18 protein-coding genes are annotated in these 20,082 nt (G+C 37.4%); 4 read left to right on the top strand and 14 right to left on the bottom strand.

Features of this window, described 5'->3' with window-relative positions; genetic code table 11:
- The first annotated feature begins 105 nt into the window (after nt 1–105).
- The 3 genes from MM236_RS05980 to MM236_RS05970 all read left to right on the top strand — a co-directional run bounded on the left by MM236_RS05980 (nt 106) and on the right by MM236_RS05970 (nt 3,328).
- A complete protein-coding gene (locus tag MM236_RS05980) occupies nt 106–777 on the top strand; it encodes a hypothetical protein (protein ID WP_241274035.1) in 672 nt (223 codons plus the stop codon).
- A 52-nt stretch (nt 778–829) separates the two neighbouring features.
- On the top strand, nt 830–2,101 hold the full coding sequence (serS, locus tag MM236_RS05975) for a serine--tRNA ligase (RefSeq protein ID WP_241274034.1): 1,272 nt from the start codon (nt 830–832) through the stop codon (nt 2,099–2,101).
- A gap of 648 nt (nt 2,102–2,749) precedes the next feature.
- A complete protein-coding gene (locus MM236_RS05970; RefSeq protein ID WP_241274033.1) occupies nt 2,750–3,328 on the top strand; it encodes a hypothetical protein in 579 nt (192 codons plus the stop codon).
- 77 nt (nt 3,329–3,405) lie between these two features.
- On the opposite strand, the gene MM236_RS05965 is transcribed toward MM236_RS05970, so the two are convergent.
- The 7 genes from MM236_RS05965 to accD form a co-directional block, all read right to left on the bottom strand.
- A complete protein-coding gene (locus MM236_RS05965; protein WP_241274032.1) occupies nt 3,406–4,701 on the bottom strand; it encodes a pseudouridine synthase in 1,296 nt (431 codons plus the stop codon).
- Between the two features lie 93 nt (nt 4,702–4,794).
- Nucleotides 4,795–5,601 carry an N-acetylmuramic acid 6-phosphate etherase gene (murQ, locus tag MM236_RS05960; RefSeq protein ID WP_241274031.1) on the bottom strand — a complete coding sequence of 269 codons (807 nt, stop codon included), beginning with the start codon at nt 5,599–5,601 and terminating at the stop codon, nt 4,795–4,797.
- A complete protein-coding gene (locus MM236_RS05955) occupies nt 5,582–6,439 on the bottom strand; it encodes an N-acetylglucosamine kinase (protein ID WP_241274030.1) in 858 nt (285 codons plus the stop codon). The genes murQ and MM236_RS05955 overlap by 20 nt, the downstream gene beginning before the upstream one ends.
- A 1-nt stretch (nt 6,440) precedes the next feature.
- Complete coding sequence (locus tag MM236_RS05950; protein WP_241274029.1) at nt 6,441–6,671, bottom strand: cytochrome b5 domain-containing protein; 231 nt, start codon at nt 6,669–6,671, stop codon at nt 6,441–6,443.
- Between the two features lies 1 nt (nt 6,672).
- Nucleotides 6,673–7,824, bottom strand: a complete 1,152-nt coding sequence (locus MM236_RS05945) for a formimidoylglutamase (protein WP_241274028.1) — start codon at nt 7,822–7,824, stop codon at nt 6,673–6,675.
- An 88-nt stretch (nt 7,825–7,912) separates the two neighbouring features.
- Nucleotides 7,913–9,217 (bottom strand): NADH:ubiquinone reductase (Na(+)-transporting) subunit F, encoded by a 1,305-nt coding sequence (gene nqrF / locus MM236_RS05940; protein ID WP_241274027.1) that lies wholly within the window; start codon nt 9,215–9,217, stop codon nt 7,913–7,915.
- A 141-nt stretch (nt 9,218–9,358) separates the two neighbouring features.
- A complete protein-coding gene (accD, locus tag MM236_RS05935) occupies nt 9,359–10,201 on the bottom strand; it encodes an acetyl-CoA carboxylase, carboxyltransferase subunit beta (RefSeq protein ID WP_241274026.1) in 843 nt (280 codons plus the stop codon).
- Nucleotides 10,202–10,468: 267 nt separating this feature from the next.
- Here accD and MM236_RS05930 point away from each other — a divergent pair, with 267 nt between their 5' ends.
- Complete coding sequence (locus MM236_RS05930) at nt 10,469–12,094, top strand: carbon starvation CstA family protein (protein WP_241274025.1); 1,626 nt, start codon at nt 10,469–10,471, stop codon at nt 12,092–12,094.
- Here the strand turns inward: MM236_RS05930 and MM236_RS05925 are convergent, their stop codons facing one another.
- The 7 genes from MM236_RS05925 to infB all read right to left on the bottom strand — a co-directional run bounded on the left by MM236_RS05925 (nt 12,095) and on the right by infB (nt 20,062).
- Nucleotides 12,095–13,258: a hypothetical protein gene (locus MM236_RS05925; RefSeq protein WP_241274024.1), complete on the bottom strand. Its 1,164-nt coding sequence runs from the start codon at nt 13,256–13,258 to the stop codon at nt 12,095–12,097. It lies immediately after the preceding gene.
- A gap of 90 nt (nt 13,259–13,348) precedes the next feature.
- Entirely contained in the window at nt 13,349–13,534 is a 186-nt protein-coding gene (locus MM236_RS05920) for an addiction module antidote protein (RefSeq protein WP_241274023.1), read from the bottom strand.
- 39 nt (nt 13,535–13,573) lie between these two features.
- Entirely contained in the window at nt 13,574–13,792 is a 219-nt protein-coding gene (locus tag MM236_RS05915; protein WP_241274022.1) for a type II toxin-antitoxin system RelE/ParE family toxin, read from the bottom strand.
- A 72-nt stretch (nt 13,793–13,864) separates the two neighbouring features.
- Nucleotides 13,865–14,104, bottom strand: a complete 240-nt coding sequence (locus MM236_RS05910; RefSeq protein WP_241274021.1) for an addiction module protein — start codon at nt 14,102–14,104, stop codon at nt 13,865–13,867.
- Between the two features lie 113 nt (nt 14,105–14,217).
- Nucleotides 14,218–15,330 (bottom strand): hypothetical protein, encoded by a 1,113-nt coding sequence (locus tag MM236_RS05905; RefSeq protein WP_241274020.1) that lies wholly within the window; start codon nt 15,328–15,330, stop codon nt 14,218–14,220.
- 507 nt (nt 15,331–15,837) lie between these two features.
- Nucleotides 15,838–16,377, bottom strand: a complete 540-nt coding sequence (locus MM236_RS05900) for a hypothetical protein (protein ID WP_241274019.1) — start codon at nt 16,375–16,377, stop codon at nt 15,838–15,840.
- Nucleotides 16,378–17,035: 658 nt separating this feature from the next.
- Nucleotides 17,036–20,062: a translation initiation factor IF-2 gene (gene infB / locus MM236_RS05895; RefSeq protein WP_241274018.1), complete on the bottom strand. Its 3,027-nt coding sequence runs from the start codon at nt 20,060–20,062 to the stop codon at nt 17,036–17,038.
- Nucleotides 20,063–20,082: the final 20 nt, after the last annotated feature.

Here is a 20,082-nt window from a genome sequence, read left to right as displayed (position 1 = left end):
GCAAACACTATGAAACACATATCCTTTTTCACTCTTATTTTCTTAGTCTACACATTGTTTTCCTGTGAATCCAGGCGAGAAAAAAAGGAAGAAATCAAACATAAAATGCAAACAGCCGACACGCTTGAAACAGTGTCTCCAGAAATCAGTTTTTATTTTTATGAGGAGAAAAATGATTACCCAGACGCAATTTTGGAAATGTTTAGCCCGCTTGGAAATCAAGTCTTCAAACCTGGGAAAATCCCTTTTGAATTCAATGTCAAGAACTATCCATATGGCGAAGGTTTAAGTGGATTGCAATTGAAATTAATCCTAAATTCAAGTGACCCAGTTGGCTACAACATGCCAATTTTCCAAAGAGAACTCAAAGAAGGAACCTACAGATCTATTGCATACTTGGTAGATGAGGAAGGTTTGATGCTGAAAGAGTTTGGGAATTATGTTGACAGGGACTTCAGGGTTGGGGACACAAGACCATTTCCATATTCAGCTGAGCCATACATAGCTGTCAATCTGCCGGTTGATAAGCAGACTTACACTTCTGAACAAGAAGTTACGATAGATTTTTTGGTTTTGGGAGGAGACCTGAAAAAGGACAAATTGAAGGTAATCATCGCAGTAGACGAGATTAACTATGAAGTAGAGCAAGTCACACCCGTCAGAATCGCCAACCTACCAAAAGGAGAGCACCTATTAACGATCAAATTGGTACACAGAGACGGTAAAGAATTAGACGGTCCATTCTCGACAATTCGCAAAAGTGTAATAATTCAATAAAGAACATCCTTATCTTTGCAGCTATCAATAATCAGAAAGAACGACACATTTTATGTTACTTGTAAATACGATTAGAGACAACTTCGATGTTGTCTTGGAAGGTTTATCAAAAAGAAATTTCCAGCAAGCTGAAATAACGCTGCATCAGGTCATCGAACTTGACAACAAAAGGAAAGAAACTCAGACAGAAAGGGATAATTTACAAGCCGAATCCAACAATATTTCCAAAGAGATCGGAATGTTGATGCGAGAAGGAAAAAAAGAAGAAGCTGAAAAGATAAAATCTAGAACAGCAGAAATAAAGGCGCAAATAAAAGTTCTTGAAGACAGCTTCAGCACGATTGAAGAGGAACTTAAGCAAAAGCTATATACCCTCCCAAACATTCCTCATAGCTCCGTTCCAGCGGGAAAATCAGCGGAAGACAATGAGATCGTCCTAGAGCATGGTTCTATTCCTGAGCTGCCAGAATCAAAAATGGCACATTGGGATTTGATAAAAAAATATGACATCATCGATTTTGATTTGGGTGTAAAGATCGCTGGTGCAGGATTCCCAGTATATAAAGGAAAAGGTGCTAGGCTTCAAAGAGCCTTGATAAACTTCTTCTTGGACGAAGCGATGAAAGCTGGATATACGGAAGTGCAACCACCGATTCTTGTCAATGAAGAATCAGGCTATGGAACAGGTCAGCTTCCTGACAAGGAAGGTCAGATGTACGAGGCCACTGCAGACAAACTTTTCCTTATCCCTACAGCAGAAGTTCCTATCACAAACCTTTATAGAGATGTGATTGTGAATGAACAAGATTTCCCAATCAAGAATGTGGGCTATACCCCTTGCTTCAGAAGAGAGGCTGGCAGTTGGGGCGCCCATGTCAGAGGTTTGAATAGACTCCATCAATTCGACAAAGTTGAAATCGTGCAAGTCGTACACCCTGACCAATCTTACATTACCCTAGAGGACATGAGCAAATATGTACAAGGTTTACTTCAAAAGCTTGAGCTGCCTTACAGAGTTCTTAGGCTTTGCGGTGGTGATATGGGATTCACATCTTCTTTGACATATGATATGGAAGTATATTCTGCTGCACAAGAAAGATGGCTTGAAGTAAGTTCTGTCAGCAATTTTGAAAACTTTCAGGCAAATCGATTAAAGTTGAGGTTCAAAGGAAGTGATAAAAAGACACAATTAGCGCATACATTGAATGGTTCAGCTTTGGCTTTACCAAGAATAGTGGCTTCTATATTGGAAAACAATCAAACTGAAGATGGTATAAAAATGCCAAAAGTACTCGTACCATACCTTGGTTTTGATAAAATATAATTTAAGTATCTGCAGTGACACCAGAAAATGAATTTTCACTTGAAGATCATGCTGATAATCGTCACTGATTGACTGTCAACAGTAGCTGAATTCTATGCAAATGCCTAATTTATGATGAATACTTTATTTTAGATGGGTGTTTTTTTGAAGCGGCTACACCTATGATGTAATTAGAAAAAGAGAAGATTTTTATTCCAAAGTCATCAAAATCCTTAGAGAATGAACTCTCATTTTCTAAGGATTTTTGCATTTGTGAAAAAAATAAATTCAACTGAGGTAAAATTTTAATAATTTTTCAGAAAAAAAATATATGTTCTGATACCATCAAAATTATTTCCGATAACAAAATATTATTCTGTACAAACCTATTTTTTGACCATAGTATAATTTACGATAACGTTTCCGAAAGAATTTTCACTTGATTACCATATTTTCATTAAAGTGATCAAATCATTACCTTTTTGATAATCATTAAATATTTTTATTGAATTATTTGCAATTTAACACTAGCGTACCTATGTTTGTACCATGATCTTTTAAAAGGATCACCCCCCAAAGTAGCTGGCCTCTATTTTAAGTGCTCGAAGATATCGACACAAGAGGTTAATCCGAAATAAGTATTTCTTAACCCTATTAAATTATACTATTATGAGATTATTTACAGCAATGATCCTAGCATTGAGCATTTCATTTACAGCCTTTGCAGGAAACGAACAAACAGAAGGAACTGTCAAACTTAAAAAAGTAAAAGACAGCAAAGTACAATTGATTTATGGCATGGTTCCTACTGGAGCCGTTACAGTAAAAATCTATGATGACTACAATGCTTTGGTGCATTCAGATAGAATCCTTTCCAAAAAAGAATTCTCTAAAGCATATGACTTCTCAAAATTGAAAGATGGAAAATACCAGATTGGTGTTTACAATGGCAACGGCGAAGTAGAACACATGGAATTCAATGTAGGAGACAAAAAAGTTGAGCCTGTTGTATTTTCAAAACTCGAAAAAGTACAAGGAAACAAATACAAATTGCTTGTAAACTCTCTACTTCCTTCCAATATGTCTATTCTAATTTATGAAAACAACCAATTGGTTCATGAAGAAGAACTGAAAGATACGAAAGGCTTCCAAAAAACATATGTATTCAACCACCCAATTTCAAACTCAAGAATCGAGTTCTTTGTAAAGTCTGAAGATGGTTTTTCAAAACTTTTGGCAACAAAATAAGACACTAATTAACCATAATAAAAGGGGCTTCTTTGCGAAAAGAAGCCCCTTTTATATTTTCAAGGTTTTGGAAGTTATTATTTGAAATATTTCAAATTAATCACTTCTTTTTCATTGAGGAATCTATATTTACCCCTAGGCAAATCTTTCTTATCCAAGCCGGCATAGGTTACCCTATCCAGTGCAACAACTTCATATCCAAAGTGCGCGAAAATCCTTCTTACGATTCTGTTTCTTCCGACATGTATCTCAAGACCCAAAATCGTCTTGTCTTTTGAAAGCACTTGTAAATCATTCACTTTAATATCGCCATCTTCCAAGGCAAAACCTTCCAAAATGGTTTCCTCATCTGCTTTGGTCAAAGGCTTATCCAAAGTAACTTGATAAATCTTTTTGATTTGATTTGAAGGATGAGATAGTTTAGCTGCCAACTCACCATCGTTTGTAAACAATAAGAGACCAGTTGTATTCCTATCTAATCTCCCAACAGGAAAGATCCTTTCTTTACATGCATTCCCTACCAATTCCATCACTGTCTTTCTTTCCATTGGATCGTCAGTTGTAGTGATAAAATCTTTTGGCTTGTTCAGTAAAACATATACTGGTTTCTCTGGATTGATTGTTTTTCCTTTGTATGTAATTGTATCAGTTCTTTGGACTTTGTAGCCCATTTCCATGACAATTTCTCCATTCACTTTGACGTCTCCATTTTGAATCAATGTATCAGCTTCTCTCCTAGAACAAACACCAGAATTTGAAATATACTTATTTAGTCTGATCACATCATCATTTTGATTTTTGTTGAATTTCTTCTCAATTCTATCAAAATTGTAATCAGGTCTTGGCTCAGTCGGCGCTTCGTGGAATGATGGCTTTTGGGATTTCTTTCTCGCAGCCATTTTTTTCTCGATATCAGATTTTTTTACTGTTTCGAAGACTGGCCTTTCATCTTTTCCACGACCTTTGTACACAGTCTTAAACTCCCCAGAATTCAATTTTGGATCTCCAGTTTTTGACCTACTGCTGGTTTTTCCATAAGAAGGACTATTTCTACCTTCCTGAGGCTTCGGAGTGTATTTCTTTTTCGGATGACCTTCTAGGCTAAATCCATCTGGCTTTGTTGATTTAGATTTTGAAGATTCGCTATACGTCCTTTTGGAAGTTGCAGATTTTCTTTCTGTCAATTCTTCTGATTTTCTAAAAGGTGATTTAGATCTTCCTTCAGGTTTAGATTCATCTTTAGATCTTGATTTTCTAAAATCAGAATCTTTTGAAAAATCTTTTTTCCTGTCACTTCTACCTTCTTTGTTATAAGGCTTGCTTGATTTAGAGTCTCTATTTGACCCTTGGTTTTTGTTATTTTCTCTTTTCATTTTCATGCAGCATCTCTGCTGTATTTTTGGTAAATCCCTTTACTATCAGGCATATCTAAGTTCCTGAATTCAAAGGGGATGCAAATGTACGGATTATTTTTGATAAAATGATTCAACCGCAGCTCTCACCGAACCAAACTCCAATAATTTTGCTTTAGAATCATCTTCAGATAGTCCTGTCGCTTCCATGATCATTTTAGTACCGCGCTTGACAAGCTTTTCATTAGACAACTGCATATCCACCATTTTATTACCTTTCACACGACCCAATTTTATCATCACTGTTGTCGAGATCATATTCAACACAAGCTTTTGTGCAGTCCCCGCTTTCATTCTCGTACTTCCTGTCACAAACTCAGGACCTACAACAACTTCAATTGGGAATTCCACTTCTTCGGCCAATGGCGTATTTAAGTTGCACGTAATGCATGCAGTCAGCAATCCTTTTGATTTGGCACTTTTCACACCTCCAATTACATAAGGAGTGGTACCTGAAGCAGCTATGCCGATTACAGTATCTTGCTCATTAAATCCAAAAGATACTATATCTTCCCAGGCTTGCTCAGCATTATCTTCTGCATTTTCTACGGCTTTCCTGATAGCAGCATCACCACCTGCAATAATGCCAATCACCAAATCATGCGGAACGCCGTAGGTTGGTGGACATTCTGAAGCATCCAAAATACCAAGCCTACCACTTGTCCCCGCTCCTATGTAAAAAAGCCTTCCTCCTTTACGCATCCTTTGAACAATTTCTTCTACAAGTTTTTGGATTGAAGGCAAAATCTTTTCTATGGCCAAAGCCACTTTTTGATCTTCTTTGTTGATGCTTTGAAGCAAAGTGATGATATCTAGTTTTTCCAAATCATCATAAAGGGAACTACTTTCTGTTGTATTCATGGTTTTCTCGGTGATATAATGACAATCCTGCTATCGGACTTTCCAAAATCAAATTCACTTGAATTCCTGCATCTGCAGCTGCACTTCGAAGAATATCGCTGTTGAAGAATGCTATGGAACCTACAAAATTGACTTGCTTATCTTTATAATTTGGGTATTTTTTGACATGCTTGTTGAAAAAATCTTGAAAAGAATCATAATAAAGCATATAACAGTATGGGTCTTTTTTATGCGCTGAAATAAATTTACAGAAAGAAGCCATGTATCTATTTGGAAAAGGCATTCTGTAGGTATTTGCTATTATATCTTTATATTCAAGTTTAAGCTCCTCTGCTACTAATTTATTGACAGACTCTGGCAATTCTCCCTGAATAAAGTCTTGTAAAAATCTCTTTCCAACATAAGCTCCTCCACCTTCATCACCAAAAATATAACCAGGTGAAGGCATTGAGTTCACAATATTATATCCATCATAATCACAGCTATTGGAACCTGTGCCCAAAATACAGGCAATTCCAGCTTGAAAACCAAAAGTAGCTCTAGCTGCAGCCATCATATCATGATCAACATTTATGTTTGCATTGGAAAAAAAAGACTGAAGAACACTCTTAACCTGATCTTTTAAATGATCCGAAGAGCAACCTGCCCCATAATAAAAAACTTCACTTACATCATTTGCTATACCAAGCAAGAAAGCTTCTTGAATAAGCAATGCCATTTCTTGGCTAGTTTGGTAGGAAGGATTAAACCCAATACCCCTGTATTGTTCTATCTTCCCATCGTTTTTTATCAACCTCCAGTCTGTTTTACTGGATCCACTATCAGCTATTAAGATCATTCTATTCTTTCAAATGCCCAACGATATCAAATTTTTCAAAAACTTTCTCGGTATGCGGAGCATCAGTAAGTTCTTCTGTCAAGTCCTGACCCGCCCAATGTTCATAATGCTTACCATTCTTCCACAACCTAGAGTTGGACACATCATAAATCATTCCCTTATAAGCTATCCATATTTCAGGTTTGTCCTGCCCATTTCTCAAAGCAAGTTGCTGCTTTGTATAGCTATTCATATCAAAACAGCTTTAGCTGAGCATTAATCCATCTTTCTGGAATCTCTCCAGATTGTGCCATTTGATAATCTTTATAACTACATGGAATTATAGTAGTTCGTTCAAATTTCTCTTGGTCATTCTGCGGAATCTCCATCCACCATTTATCACTTCTTTTACTCTTATAAAAGATAATCACAGATGGCTGTGCATCCAAAGAGACGGTGTATTTTATGTAATCATTGCTCTTGAAACTCAAACTATCCTTTCTGTCATAAAACCCTTCTATAAAGTACCATATCATAGTAGCAATGATTGAGGCTGTTTTATTTCGACTATCATCATAATATGGTTGATAGCCATAAATACCAATTGAGCTTAATTTTTCATTCATCCCTGCAAACCTGCAGATTTGGCAAGCTTCCTCTCCAGTAAGGCCAAAGGGTTGCGCATCAGCCGCTCCAGGTGCATCAGCTGACAAGATAGCCGATACATCGAAGCTCATAAGATCTGCATTTCTAATCAAGGGCTCTATCTCTTTGAAATTTGCTCGTACATTTCCTAATCTAATATGGTCAAAGTACAATTTCTCCATGACATTGATGAGATCTTTGTCCACCAAAAAACTCTGATAAGCCAAATGAGAATAATTGAAAAGAAAATTGGGTTGGTGAAGGATAATATTTTGAGTGTGGGTTTGAAATGGAAGCGCATCTTCCTCCATATCTATTTTGGCGTCTACGGTCACCAAACTCACAAGCTTGTTCAATCCCTGATATGAAAGATACTGTCCATAATCTAGGTCATGTGTACCTCCAATATATATAGGAAGAATTTGCTTTTTCAACAAAAACTCACCTACGGTTTTCAAGATATTGATAGACTCTTCGAGAGAATCTCCAGGGTGTAAATCACCTAGATCAACAATTTTATAGAGTGCTTCCCCCTTTTTAAGATGATATAACTTTTCCCTGATTTCTATAGCTGCCCTTTCGATGGTATCAGCATTTTTCATTCCTCTTTTTTCAGAAAGCCCAATGATGGCCAATTGCACCCCTTTGATGTCAGGGAATGTTTCACCATGATAGTGGATGAAATTGAAGAAAGAATTGTGAGCATATTTCTGTTGGGTGATTACTTCAGGAACAGGCTCAAAGAATGATTTTAGGTTCATAGGATTACGCAAAGTCTAACTCAAAAATAAGTAAAAAAATCAGAGTGAAATAAAAAAAGTCCCGCTAATGCGGGACCCAATATTTTATTTACCCTCCGAAATCATCAAATCTGATATTCTCTTGAGGAACTCCCATATCATCTAGAAGCTTCAATACTGCAGCATTCATCAATGGAGGCCCACAAAGATAAAATTCTATCTCGTCTGGCTCAGGATGATCCTTCAAGTAGTTATCATAAAGTACTTGGTGGATAAACCCTACATAACCATCACCTTCTTTATCCTCTAAAGATTTCTTTACCTGCCAATTATCTTCAGGCATAGGCTCAGACAATCCGATATGGAAATTAAAGTTAGGGAAATCCTTTTCTATATCTCTAAATTGAGGAGTGTAGAACAACTCCTTCTTCGATCTACCACCATACCAGTAAGAAACTTTTCTGTCTGTCTTCTCAGTATGGAATAAGTGGAATATATGCGATCTCAATGGTGCCATACCTGCTCCACCACCAATATAGACCATTTCTCTATCGGTTGGATTGATATGGAATTCTCCATAAGGCCCAGAGATTACTACTTTATCACCAGGTTTCTGAGAGAACACATAAGAAGAACAAACGCCTGGATTTACATCCATCCATTTGTTATTCGCTCTATCCCAAGGTGGAGTTGCAATTCTGATTGTCAACATAACGATGTTTCCTTCAGCAGGGTGGTTAGCCATTGAATATGCTCTGAAGAGTTCTTCGTCATTTTTCATAACCAAGTCCCATAGGCCGAATTTATCCCAATCACTTTTGTAAACATCCTGTGGGTGATCCAAGTCTGGATGAGGAGTGATGTCCATATCCTTGAAGTTCACTGTCACTACAGGAACGTCAATTTGGATATATCCACCGGATTCAAAATCCAAAATTTCTCCTTCCGGAAGTTTAACCTTAAACTCTTTGATAAAAGTAGAAACATTGTAATTGGAAATAACTTCGCATTCCCACTTTTTGATCCCAAAGATTTCCTCAGGAATCCTGATTTTCATGTCTTGTTTTACTTTCACTTGACATGAAAGTCTCACATTACTTTGCTTCTCAGCTCTACTCAAGTGCCCCTCCTCTGTTGGAAGCACTTCTCCTCCTCCATCTTCAATGACACATTTACACATGGCACATGTACCACCACCACCGCAAGCGGATGGCAAGAAGATTTTCTTATTTCCCAAAGTATTCAACAACGTCGAACCAGCAGAAGTAACGATAGGATTGCTTTCATCACCATTAACGATGATTTTCACATCTCCTGAATTCACCAGCTTGGATTGGGCAAACAAAAGGATAAAAACGAGTAGCAAAATAATCAGCGTAAATGCTACAATCGAAGTAATAATTACTGAACCCATTTAATAACGATTTTTACTTTTTATTTTTCAGTATTTAGTCCCTACTTAGGGAACACAAATATATTTATAAATAGATAAACTTGGCCAAAAGCTGTTTGATTTTTGACATTTTATCTGGTATTTAACTATAGCTATAACAGATTAACCATTCAGTAGGTTTAGTAAAGTAGTCAATCTGTTTTTCAACTGCCTTCTATCGATGATGAAATCAAGAAAACCATGTTCCAAAACAAACTCTGAACTTTGAAATCCTTTTGGCAGATCCTTTCCGATAGTCTCCCTGATCACCCTTGGACCTGCGAAACCAATCAATGCTCCTGGTTCGGCAATATTAAAATCACCCAACATCGCATACGAGGCAGTGACTCCCCCAGTTGTAGGATCAGTCAATAATGATATATAAGGAATTCCTGCTTTATCTAACAATGCAAGCTTGGCAGATGTTTTGGCCATTTGCATCAAACTGAAACCCGCTTCCATCATTCTTGCGCCACCAGATTTAGAAATCATCAAAAAAGGAATCTTTTCTTTCAGTGAATAATCTATCGCCCTGGCAATTTTTTCACCAACGACTGATCCCATTGACCCTCCTATAAAGTTAAAATCCATACAGGAAATCACAAGATCCAAACCATTTATCTTTCCAACTGCTGATCTTACCGCATCATTCAGCTCAGTTTTGGAAATTGTCGCTTCTATTCTCGATGTGTAAGGTTTCGTATCTGTAAATTTCAAAGGGTCACCAGAAGTCAATTTTTCATCCAGCTCTTTAAATTTATTACCATCAAATAAAATCTCAAAATACTCTTTTGAACCAATTTTGACATGATAATCATCATCAGGACATACATAAGAGTTTTGCTTCAATTCACGGGTATGGATAATGTTCCCTTTTGGGGTCTTGTACCACAGACCGTCGGGAGCATCTTTCTTTTCCTCAGTTGAGGTTTTAATTCCTTTATCTGTTCTCTTAAACCAAGCCATATTTTATTCTTATTAAAACCCCAAAGATAAAATTCAGGGACTACAAATTTATAGGTTATATCCATTAAATAAAATTAACATCCTATGTTCCTTCCAGTTCAAAATATAAACAATTGTTTTACAGTATTTTAATAAACTTTTCAAGACTCTAAACTTATTGAATATCTCTAAAAAAGCGGACAAAAATCTTCATTGATTAAGTAAACTGTTTGTAAATTGTTTATTAAGAGAGATATTCAAAGTCTAAATCACTGAAAAACCCAAAACATGAATTTAATCTCTTTGTTGAGCATATCAGCTGTCATCTTGATTGCAGCTTATTTTGTATATGGCAAATATGTTTATAATAAATTCAAGCTCAACGACAAAAGAACGGCTCCATCACATGAATTTTCTGATGGCGTAGATTATATCCCAAGCAAACCTATTGTGGTATTGGGGCATCATTTTGCTTCTATTGCAGGTGCAGGCCCTATCGTAGGACCGATTATCGCTTTGACCTTTGGTTGGATTCCGGCAGTAATCTGGATTTTGATTGGTGGGATCTTTTTTGGAGCTGTCCATGATTTGGGAAGCATGGCTGCGTCGCTTAGAAACCAAGGAAAATCTATTGGTGTGATTATTCAAAACACAATTGGCTTTAAAGGGAAGCAGCTTTTTATTCTCTTTAGCTTCTCTACATTGATCCTGATTATTGGTGTATTTGCAGATATCATTGCCAAAACCTTTGTCAGCAACCCCGGAGTAGCATCTGCCTCTCTCTTTTTTATCATTTTGGCTATCGTTTTTGGTACTATCAATAAAATCATTGGGGATAAGAAAATAGCATTTATAGTGATTTCAGTGATCGGAATTGTATTGATGTACTATTTCGTCTATTTGGGCATGCAGCTCCCGATAGCTTTGGATTATCAAATATGGATTTACATACTTTTGATCTATGCGTTTATCGCATCGGTCGCACCTGTCTCCATGCTTTTGCAACCTAGAGATTACTTAAATAGCTTTTTGCTATATGGACTTATTCTCGCAGCTGTGATCGGAGTATTTATTGCAAACCCTACGATCGTCATGGACAACGAGGTACATATCAGCTCAGACAATCTTGGCTATATCTTTCCGGTATTATTCGTCACGATCGCCTGTGGAGCAATCAGTGGTTTTCATTCACTGGTGGCTTCTGGCACTACCTCCAAGCAGCTTGATAAGGAGAGTGATGCGAAATTAGTAGGTTTTGGAGGTATGCTAATTGAATCGTTTTTAGCGATCATTGCAGTAGCAGCAGTTATTGTATTGACTAGGTCAGAGTATTTAGAAAAAATAGAAACACTTGGGCCTGTTCCGCTATTTGCCAATGGTTTGGGCAATATTATTTCAAGTTTGGGGATCTCAGAAGACTTTGCTATTGGTTTTGTAGCACTCACGGTAGCTGCATTTGCCTTGACGACTTTGGATACCTGTACGAGACTGGCAAGATTCACACTTCAGGAGTATTTTGAGGACATCAAAAGCCCTAAGGTTGCAAAAGTCGCTCAAAATAGATATCTGTCCACTTCGATCGTTGTCGTTTTAGCAGTTTTGCTTTTGGGTTCAGGAGGATTTAGCATTCTTTGGCCAATTTTTGGTTCTGCAAACCAATTGCTAGCAGCACTGGCATTATTGACTATTTCAGTTTGGTTGATGAAGCAAAAAACCAATGCCACATTTGTCCTGATCCCAATGTTCTTTATGTTCACTGTGACATTGACTTCTTTGGCATTATTTGCTTGGAAAAATTATCAAGATCAGGTATATGTACTAGCTGGAATTGCTATTGTGCTATTTCTACTTTCTTTTGCGCTTATTTATCTGGCAGTGAAAAGTATAAGAAGAGAGATGAACCTGAAAAACTAATCATTCATTATCGAAATTATTTGACATAATTATTCTCAAAACAAAATCATTAAATGTCTCATCTGGAAGTCTATGCGAATCAATCAATAAGTCCAGCTCATCATCTGTCTTGTATGTTTTGAGAGCGTGAAGTGCATACTCTGGGCCGTGAAAATCAATAAGATACTTAATGAAATTTCCAAAAAAAACATATTTAAAACTAATTATTTCATCTATTAAAAGATTGAACTTTTTAACATCATCAAAATAGACATTGTTAAGCCTGAAATATTGTTTTGTGATTTCTGTAGATTCTTTTAGATCGAATCCTTGTGACCCTCCAAAGTAGGTCGCAAAGCCCTCGTCAAGAAAGCTGTTGGGGTTGTCTAAATTAGGATTACCATTACCAACAAACGTATGCACATATAAATGAGTCAATTCATGAGCATGATAAGCTGATCCATTACCTGCAAAGATAGACATATCTGCAGGTCTGCAGAATGAATTGCTCTGATATCTACTGAACATATCAGGACTATAGTCATACCCTAAAGCTGTAAATAGTTTTTCAGCATTATCAAAAAGATAATAATCAAATTTAAGCTCAGAAAACCCAAAAAATATAGATAGCTTCCCATTTAATTCATGCATTTCTTCTATCTTTTTTTGATCTAATGGACTAGAAGAGTGATTAAAATACCTATTACCATCAAACTGCTCAGGTGTAACTCTTGAATAAAGATCATAATAATTAAGCAAAATATACTCTTCATTCTCCTTTAACATTGCTGGGATATTAATAATTGCCTCAATATTTTTGTCCTTCATAAATGCGAGTTTGACACATTTATATTTTTCTTTGTTAGAAAATGCTAGAACTTGTATTGAGTTTGATTCTACTATATTTGAGTAAAATTCAAAATAAGGATAAACACTTAAAGTATCCACAAATAACCAATCATCTGAAACCTTATATTGACTATCATTGTAGAGGGAAATAAAGCTCTCAATTTTCTCAACTAAAAGACTATCTTCTCTACTCATTGTGAAAAGTAAAGAATTATTTATTTCTAATGCTATATTTTGTGCAAGCGATTCTTCAAGTATTCCCTTGTCTTCTGTACATGAAAAGATCAAAAACAAAGACAAGAGAAAGCTCCAAATATTTTTAAAAAAAGCTGTCATATATTCATAAAACAATCGTAGCATGAATTTTCATGTAATTCGAAATCAATCAAACCATCACTTATACTATTTTATTCTGTTTATGTTACTTTACGTTGATATCGGATTCACTTGAATTTGTCCACCAATCGCTTTTAAAACTTTCATTATCGTAGCAAATTGCGGTTTTGCTCCCTCAGATAATGCTTTGTATAAACTCGGCCTGCTCATTCCAGTTTCTTCGGCAATTTTTGTCATTCCGATTGCTTTTGCAATATGTCCAATTGCATTAATCACATCATTCCAAACTATTTATCACTCCAATCAAGGACTCATTTATTTAACTCTTTTTTCCCATCTTCTAGGATTCTGGTTTGTGTTGAACACTGATATCACATCAATATTATTTCCATTAACAGCATACAGAACCAAGTAAGGAAAACGGTCTACAACAAAAGACCTGACTTTCTTTTTATAACGAACTCTATAAGTTGTCGGGTTATTGGTTATAGCTAAGGCCGCTGCATCTAGTGCGTCTAAAAATTCATCTCCCAAACCTTCTTTTTGCCTTTCATACCAAAGATAGGAGTGATAAACGCAGACTCCGCCTCTTCAGACAAACGATAGTTATAAAGCATCTTTTGGGCTAGTTTTTATCTTGTTCTTTATAGTTTTCCAAGAGGAAAACTCCATTTCCCCTTTTTCATATTTCTCAAGCCTGATGTCCAATTCCTCTTGCTGTTCTGTACTTAATTCGAATGAATTTTCTTGTTGTTCTTTCAGTACCTGAAGTTTTTTAAGGACAGATTTGTCTTGAAGCTCTGCAAGCCAATGGATGAGTTCGATTTTAACAGATTGCACATCCATATCGATTGTATTTTGTTGCTTAAAGTTAACGATTTATTTATTTAATTGATTCACCCATCTGGAAAGTGTCTCTGTGCAACAACTCTGATGTAGAAATAGATTTACACTGTAAATCAATCAATACTATTAAACACCCCTTTCACTTTCTTGGGAATCCTCCAAGCCAAATTCACATTGATTAAATAATCTGCAAAGGCAGCATCTCCATGCCTACGATTGTCTGGAGTGGAATCGGCAATATCTGTTAGGCTTCTGGTTCTATTCCTGATCAACGCCACTGGTACTGTCAATGTCGTGGTGAAATTGCCTAACATATAACTAAGCCCCGGTTCAACAGAGGCAATATAGCCAGGTCTTCTAAAGCCATCACTGTCTCCAATTATATCCCTAACAGGGACACCCTCAACACGTCCTCCAAGAGAAATCCCAAGTCCATGGATAACCGGAATAGGCTTAAATACTCCAGCCCTGAATGCAAACTGATCGGGAACACTCATGATTCCTTCCGAAGCCCTTCCCCTGTTGGTTCTCGTCCCATTGGTATTTCGAGGATTGAACATGTAGAAGCCATCATAGTACAAAAAGAAATTTGACGGCAGATTCCAAATACCTTGGGCATCTACAATCAATCCCCAGCCTCCATCTCCCAATTGAATGGACTGATCTACAGGTCTCACTTCTGAAGTTCCATTTGGACCTACGTTGTAAAACGTACCTTGAGCATTGTAATCACCAGTAGGAAGTTTAACTCCTAACCCAACAGCAGTATTTCCCTTACGAGCCTTTTCAGAAGAAAGCAACCAATACCCTGCCCCCACTCGCATGTCTGCGATGCCTTTGGAATAAGTCATGTGACGGGAATTCCTCCCATGCTCGTACAAAGAACTTCGTTCATTGTAAGCGAATGGCAATGAAACTACGGCGTAAGCTCTATTTGAAATCGCATAACTTACATTCAGGTCAACACCATGTGACCAGTTGATCACCTCTGTGTTGTTTGCAACCCTATTTGGATGCTCTTCTGTCCCGCTGAAGTGGCGGAATGACTTGAAATATCTATAATTAGAGCTAATGTTCCATTCTCCCTTTTCAAGGATATTCCCCTGACCTACTGCATTTCCGATCCCGGAAAATTGTCGGATCGCTACACAGCCTTGGGCATTAACGTTTATTTGAGCAACAAATGGCAATAGCATTCCTAGGATTATTGGTATAAATCTTTTCATATAAATTTTTTGATTATTTTAAAATTTGTTTGAATTCTGAAAAATCAAACCATGTCAGAATTGGAATCTTGGAGGCTGTCCAAAAAGCAAAACCAATTTCCCTAAGCTCAAATGATGCATTGAAATCAACTTACTAAACTCTCCTGCTCGTGTATTTGTGGGAATCTTGAATACTCAAGCCACAAAGGCACGGAAAAGCAAAGAGCTTTAAGCTGAAACTAACATTACTTGGGAATAAAGTTTATGGAATCACTTATGGGACAGCCTTCAAGATTGATTAAAATCATACCTAAGTCTTTGATTCATATTTCCACCGAATCGGAAAACCCAATCAAAAAAAACTAAGTATGAAAATCTTAATTCATTTAGAAAATCAAAACACGCACACATCAGCTATCAATCCATGTCCAACAAACCCCTTTGAAAAAACATAGATTTGATACACTAATACTGCAATACTGCTTTGTGAATAACTAAATGAAATAACCAAAATGAATGGCTTAAAAATCAAACAAGCTCTGGAGGAGGAGTGTGATTACTCAGATTCAAATCATTATAAGTCGAAAAAATAAACCCTATGTATTTTCTTTCTTCTTCCAGCACCAATGGAACAACAAATTCTTGATTTGGTTTTGTGTAATCCTTGATGAAAATTTTGGAAAGTAAAGAATTGCCGTTTTCAGAAGGTATTTCATCCGAAACCAATGAAGCTATCCATTTTTTCACAACCGAGTCCAGCTTGTTTTTGGCTGTATCTGGAACATAGATAACCTGCAAAGTATCATTGGCATATCTTTGCTTGACTGCCCGATAATTTTGTCCATCTTTCTCAAATGTAGTGTTGGTAGTCTGAAATTCGTCTTGATCTGCCATGTATGGGACAGAAATAGGAATCTCCATGATCTCTTCCTCTATTTCATCTGTATCGAAAATCTTCTCTGTCCACAGAGATTCAAGTTGAAACGAAAATGTATAATAAAAACCATAGTAGCCGAAATGGTACAAAGCAAAAACGCTTAAAAGTAATATGGCTAAAATTTTTCTCAACTTTATTAGTTATTTGGGTCTATAAAATTAGCAAAATTTAAGTGAAACAAAAGAAACTTAAATAATTTTATATGAATATACGCTTTCACACCAGTACCCATATTTAATTAGGTACAAATTTTGAATTCAGCTGTCGACTGTCAACTGTCATCCGTCGACGAATTATCCGCTTGATCCAATTGTTTTATTTACCTTCTGGTGAAATTGCGGATAATTATATAATTTTATTTACAAACATCAAAAAGGCCAATATCAATAATGACAAACCATACACTTTCAACACTTTCAACCTATTAAACCTATCCAGGAACCAAAGTACCAAAACAGGCTTATAAAGACCAAGAATTAAGGAAAGGATACAGCCTGTAATTAGAATTTGTAATAAAAGGTGAAGGGCATCTTTCATGTGTTTATAATTTGTTTTTCAGAGGTCATCCCGATTGGTCGGGACAGGCTATGGAATCTCGCATGATTGATAATCATCCCAGTGTGTGAAGTTCTTCGTCATGCCTGTCTGCCCCAGGCAGGCTTGATTTCATATGATTTTAAACCAATTAATATTTCTTCTGAACCTACTTTGATCTTCGGGAAAAACTAGAATATAAACAAAAAAAGGAACCTCCTTGCGGAAGTTCCTCTGATATGGTTAATAGTTATCCTATTTCTTACGCTTGATCTCTTGCATAGTGTAGCCTTCGATGGTGTCATCTACCAAGATGTCATTAAACTTCTTGATCGAAATACCACATTCGTAGCCAGCTTTCACTTCAGAGACATCGTCTTTGAATCTCTTCAATTGATCGATTTCTCCATCATGAACCACAATACCATCACGTATGATTCTTATCTTATTCTTACGGGTAATGAAACCATCAGTAACATAAGAACCAGCGACAGTACCAATTTTAGAGATTTTGAATATTTCTCTCACTTGGATATTACCAGTGATGATTTCTTCAAATTCTGGCTCAAGCATTCCCTCGATCGCATCCTTGATTTGGTTGATCGCATCGTAGATGATAGAGTAATGTCTGATTTCAATTTCTTCCTGTTCGGCGATTTTCTTCGCATTCGGAGAAGGCCTTACTTGGAAACCGATGATGATCGCATCGGAAGCCGAAGCTAACAATACATCTGATTCGGAAATCTGACCAACACCCTTGTGTATGATATTGACAGACACTTCATCTTTCGATAGCTTCAACAAGGAATCAGAAAGTGCTTCTACTGAACCATCCACATCACCTTTGATGATGATATTGAGTTCCTTAAAGCTACCGATAGCCAATCTACGTCCAATTTCATCAAGTGTGATGTGCTTCTTGGTACGCATACTTTGCTCTCTTTGGATCTGCTCCCTTGAGTTGGCAATCTCTCTAGCCTCTCTCTCGGTATCATAAACTTTGAATGTATCACCAGCTTGTGGTGCTCCACTAAGTCCCAAAACCTGAACAGGCGTAGAAGGTCCAGCTTCTTTCAGTTTTTTACCTTTATGGTCAAACATCGCCTTCACCTTACCATAATGCTGACCTGCAAGCATCACATCACCTACTTTAAGCGTACCAGCCTGAACCATCACTGTGGTCACATAACCTCTACCCTTATCTAGGGATGCTTCTACTACAGTACCTACCGCATTTTTGTCAGGATTCGCTGTCAGCTCAAGAACTTCAGCTTCAAGCAAAACTTTTTCAAGTAGTTCGTCTATACCTGTACCTACTTTTGCAGAGATATCTTGGGACTGATATTTACCACCCCATTCTTCTACCAATAGGTTCATATTTGCCAATTGCTCCTTAATCTTGTTAGGATTTGCATTTGGTTTATCAATTTTGTTGATCGCAAAAATCATTGGAACACCAGCTACTTGCGCGTGGTTGATTGCTTCTTTGGTCTGAGGCATGATATCATCATCCGCAGCCACTACGATAATCGCAACATCAGTGATTTTGGCACCTCTAGCCCTCATCGCTGTAAATGCTTCGTGACCTGGTGTATCAAGGAAAGCGATTTTTTCACCAGTACTCGTCATTACATCATAAGCTCCGATATGCTGGGTGATTCCACCTGCTTCATCATCAGTAACTTTTGCCCTTCTGATAAAATCAAGAAGGGAAGTCTTACCATGATCGACGTGACCCATTATCGTCACAATCGGTGCTCTAGTAACTAGATCTTCTGGATTATCTACTTCTACTATTGTATTTTCCTCTTCATCAGATTTGGTAAATTCAACTTCAAAGTCAAATTCATCAGCAATGATTGTAATCGCCTCTGCATCTAGTCTCTGATTGATTGATACAAACATACCAAGAGACATGCAAGTAGAAATCACTTGGTTTACCGACACATCCATCAATGAAGCTAGGTCATTTGCAGAGATAAACTCGGTTACTTTAAGGATTTTGTTTTCTTCAAAGCCCTCCTCAGTATCTCTACTTCTCTCAGCTTTTTTGTCTCTTCTATTTTTTCCTTTTCCTCCACCAGACTTACCACCTTGCAATCTAGCAAGTGTTTGTTTGATTTGATCTTGGATTTCTTTTTGAGTAGGCTCAGCTTTTTGAACTCTTCCTCCAGCGTGTCCACCTTGTCCCGGTCTGCCACCTTGTCCCGGTCTTCCCTGAGGACTTCTTCTCTCTCTTTGGTTTGGTCCACCACCGGCTCTGTGCCCACCTTGTGGTTGTCCAGCTGGCTTATTTCCACCAGGAGTGTTTGTACCGGGTTTGGCAGCATCCCCTCCTGGAGTATTTTTATCTATTCTCTTACGAACTCTTTTTTTCTTGTCCTTATTCCTCTCATCAGAAGAAGCTACAGGCTTTCCTTTTTTCTTAGGGCGATCTGTAGGCAATTCTATTTTACCCAATACAGTCAACCCTTTCAAAGAATCCGCTTTAGCAGCAATTACTTGTTGCGGCTCTGCCTCAACCTTTACAGTAGGAGGTGTTGGCTTTGGAGCTTCTTTTCTTGGTTCTTCTTTTTTTGGAGAAGAATCTTTTGAAAAAGGTTTTTGCGATTGTTGATGCGTAGAAACAGGTTTTGGTGATTTAGCGTTGTCTTGTTGCTGAGGCTTCACAGCCTGAGTGGGTTTTTCTACTTTAGCTTCAACCTTCGGAGCTTCCTCCTTTTTTGGTTCTGGCTTCAATTCTTGCTTTGGTTTTTCCTCAGCTTTAGGCTCCACTTTCGCCTCTACTTTTGGAGCAGGTGCTGGTGCAGGAGTAGGTGCCGGTGCTGGTTTTGGAGAAAGATCAATTTTTCCCAAAACCTTTATACCAGGTAACTTTGGTGCTTCAGCAGCAACTTTTGGCTCTTCCTTCTTTTCTTCTTTGGGCTTTTCGGGCTCAGGCGAAGGGGCAGGAGGTGGCGTTGGGGTTGGCTTCACAGCTTCCACTTTTTTCTCTTCTTTTACTGGCTCAGGCTTAGACTCTTCGCGAGCTTCTGACTCCGCCTCTATAGTAAAAGTCTCATGATGACGTTTACCTATTGATAGGTGTGATGCCTCTTCCTTCTCTTGGGCGGAGGACTTAAATTCTTTGGCCAGCACACTAAATTGATCTATGCTGATCTTCGAATTTGGATTATTTTCGACTTCAACGCCCTTTTTAGCCATAGATTCCACAATCGTAGCTATTCCTACGTTGAGTTTTCTGGCGACTTGGCCAAGTCTCATCATTTTTTCTTCTGACATACGCTAAAAACCTCTTTCTA

This window comes from Belliella calami, from assembly GCF_022549695.1.
Taxonomy (GTDB): domain Bacteria; phylum Bacteroidota; class Bacteroidia; order Cytophagales; family Cyclobacteriaceae; genus Belliella; species Belliella calami.
This window is presented reverse-complemented; position numbering and strand designations above follow the sequence as displayed.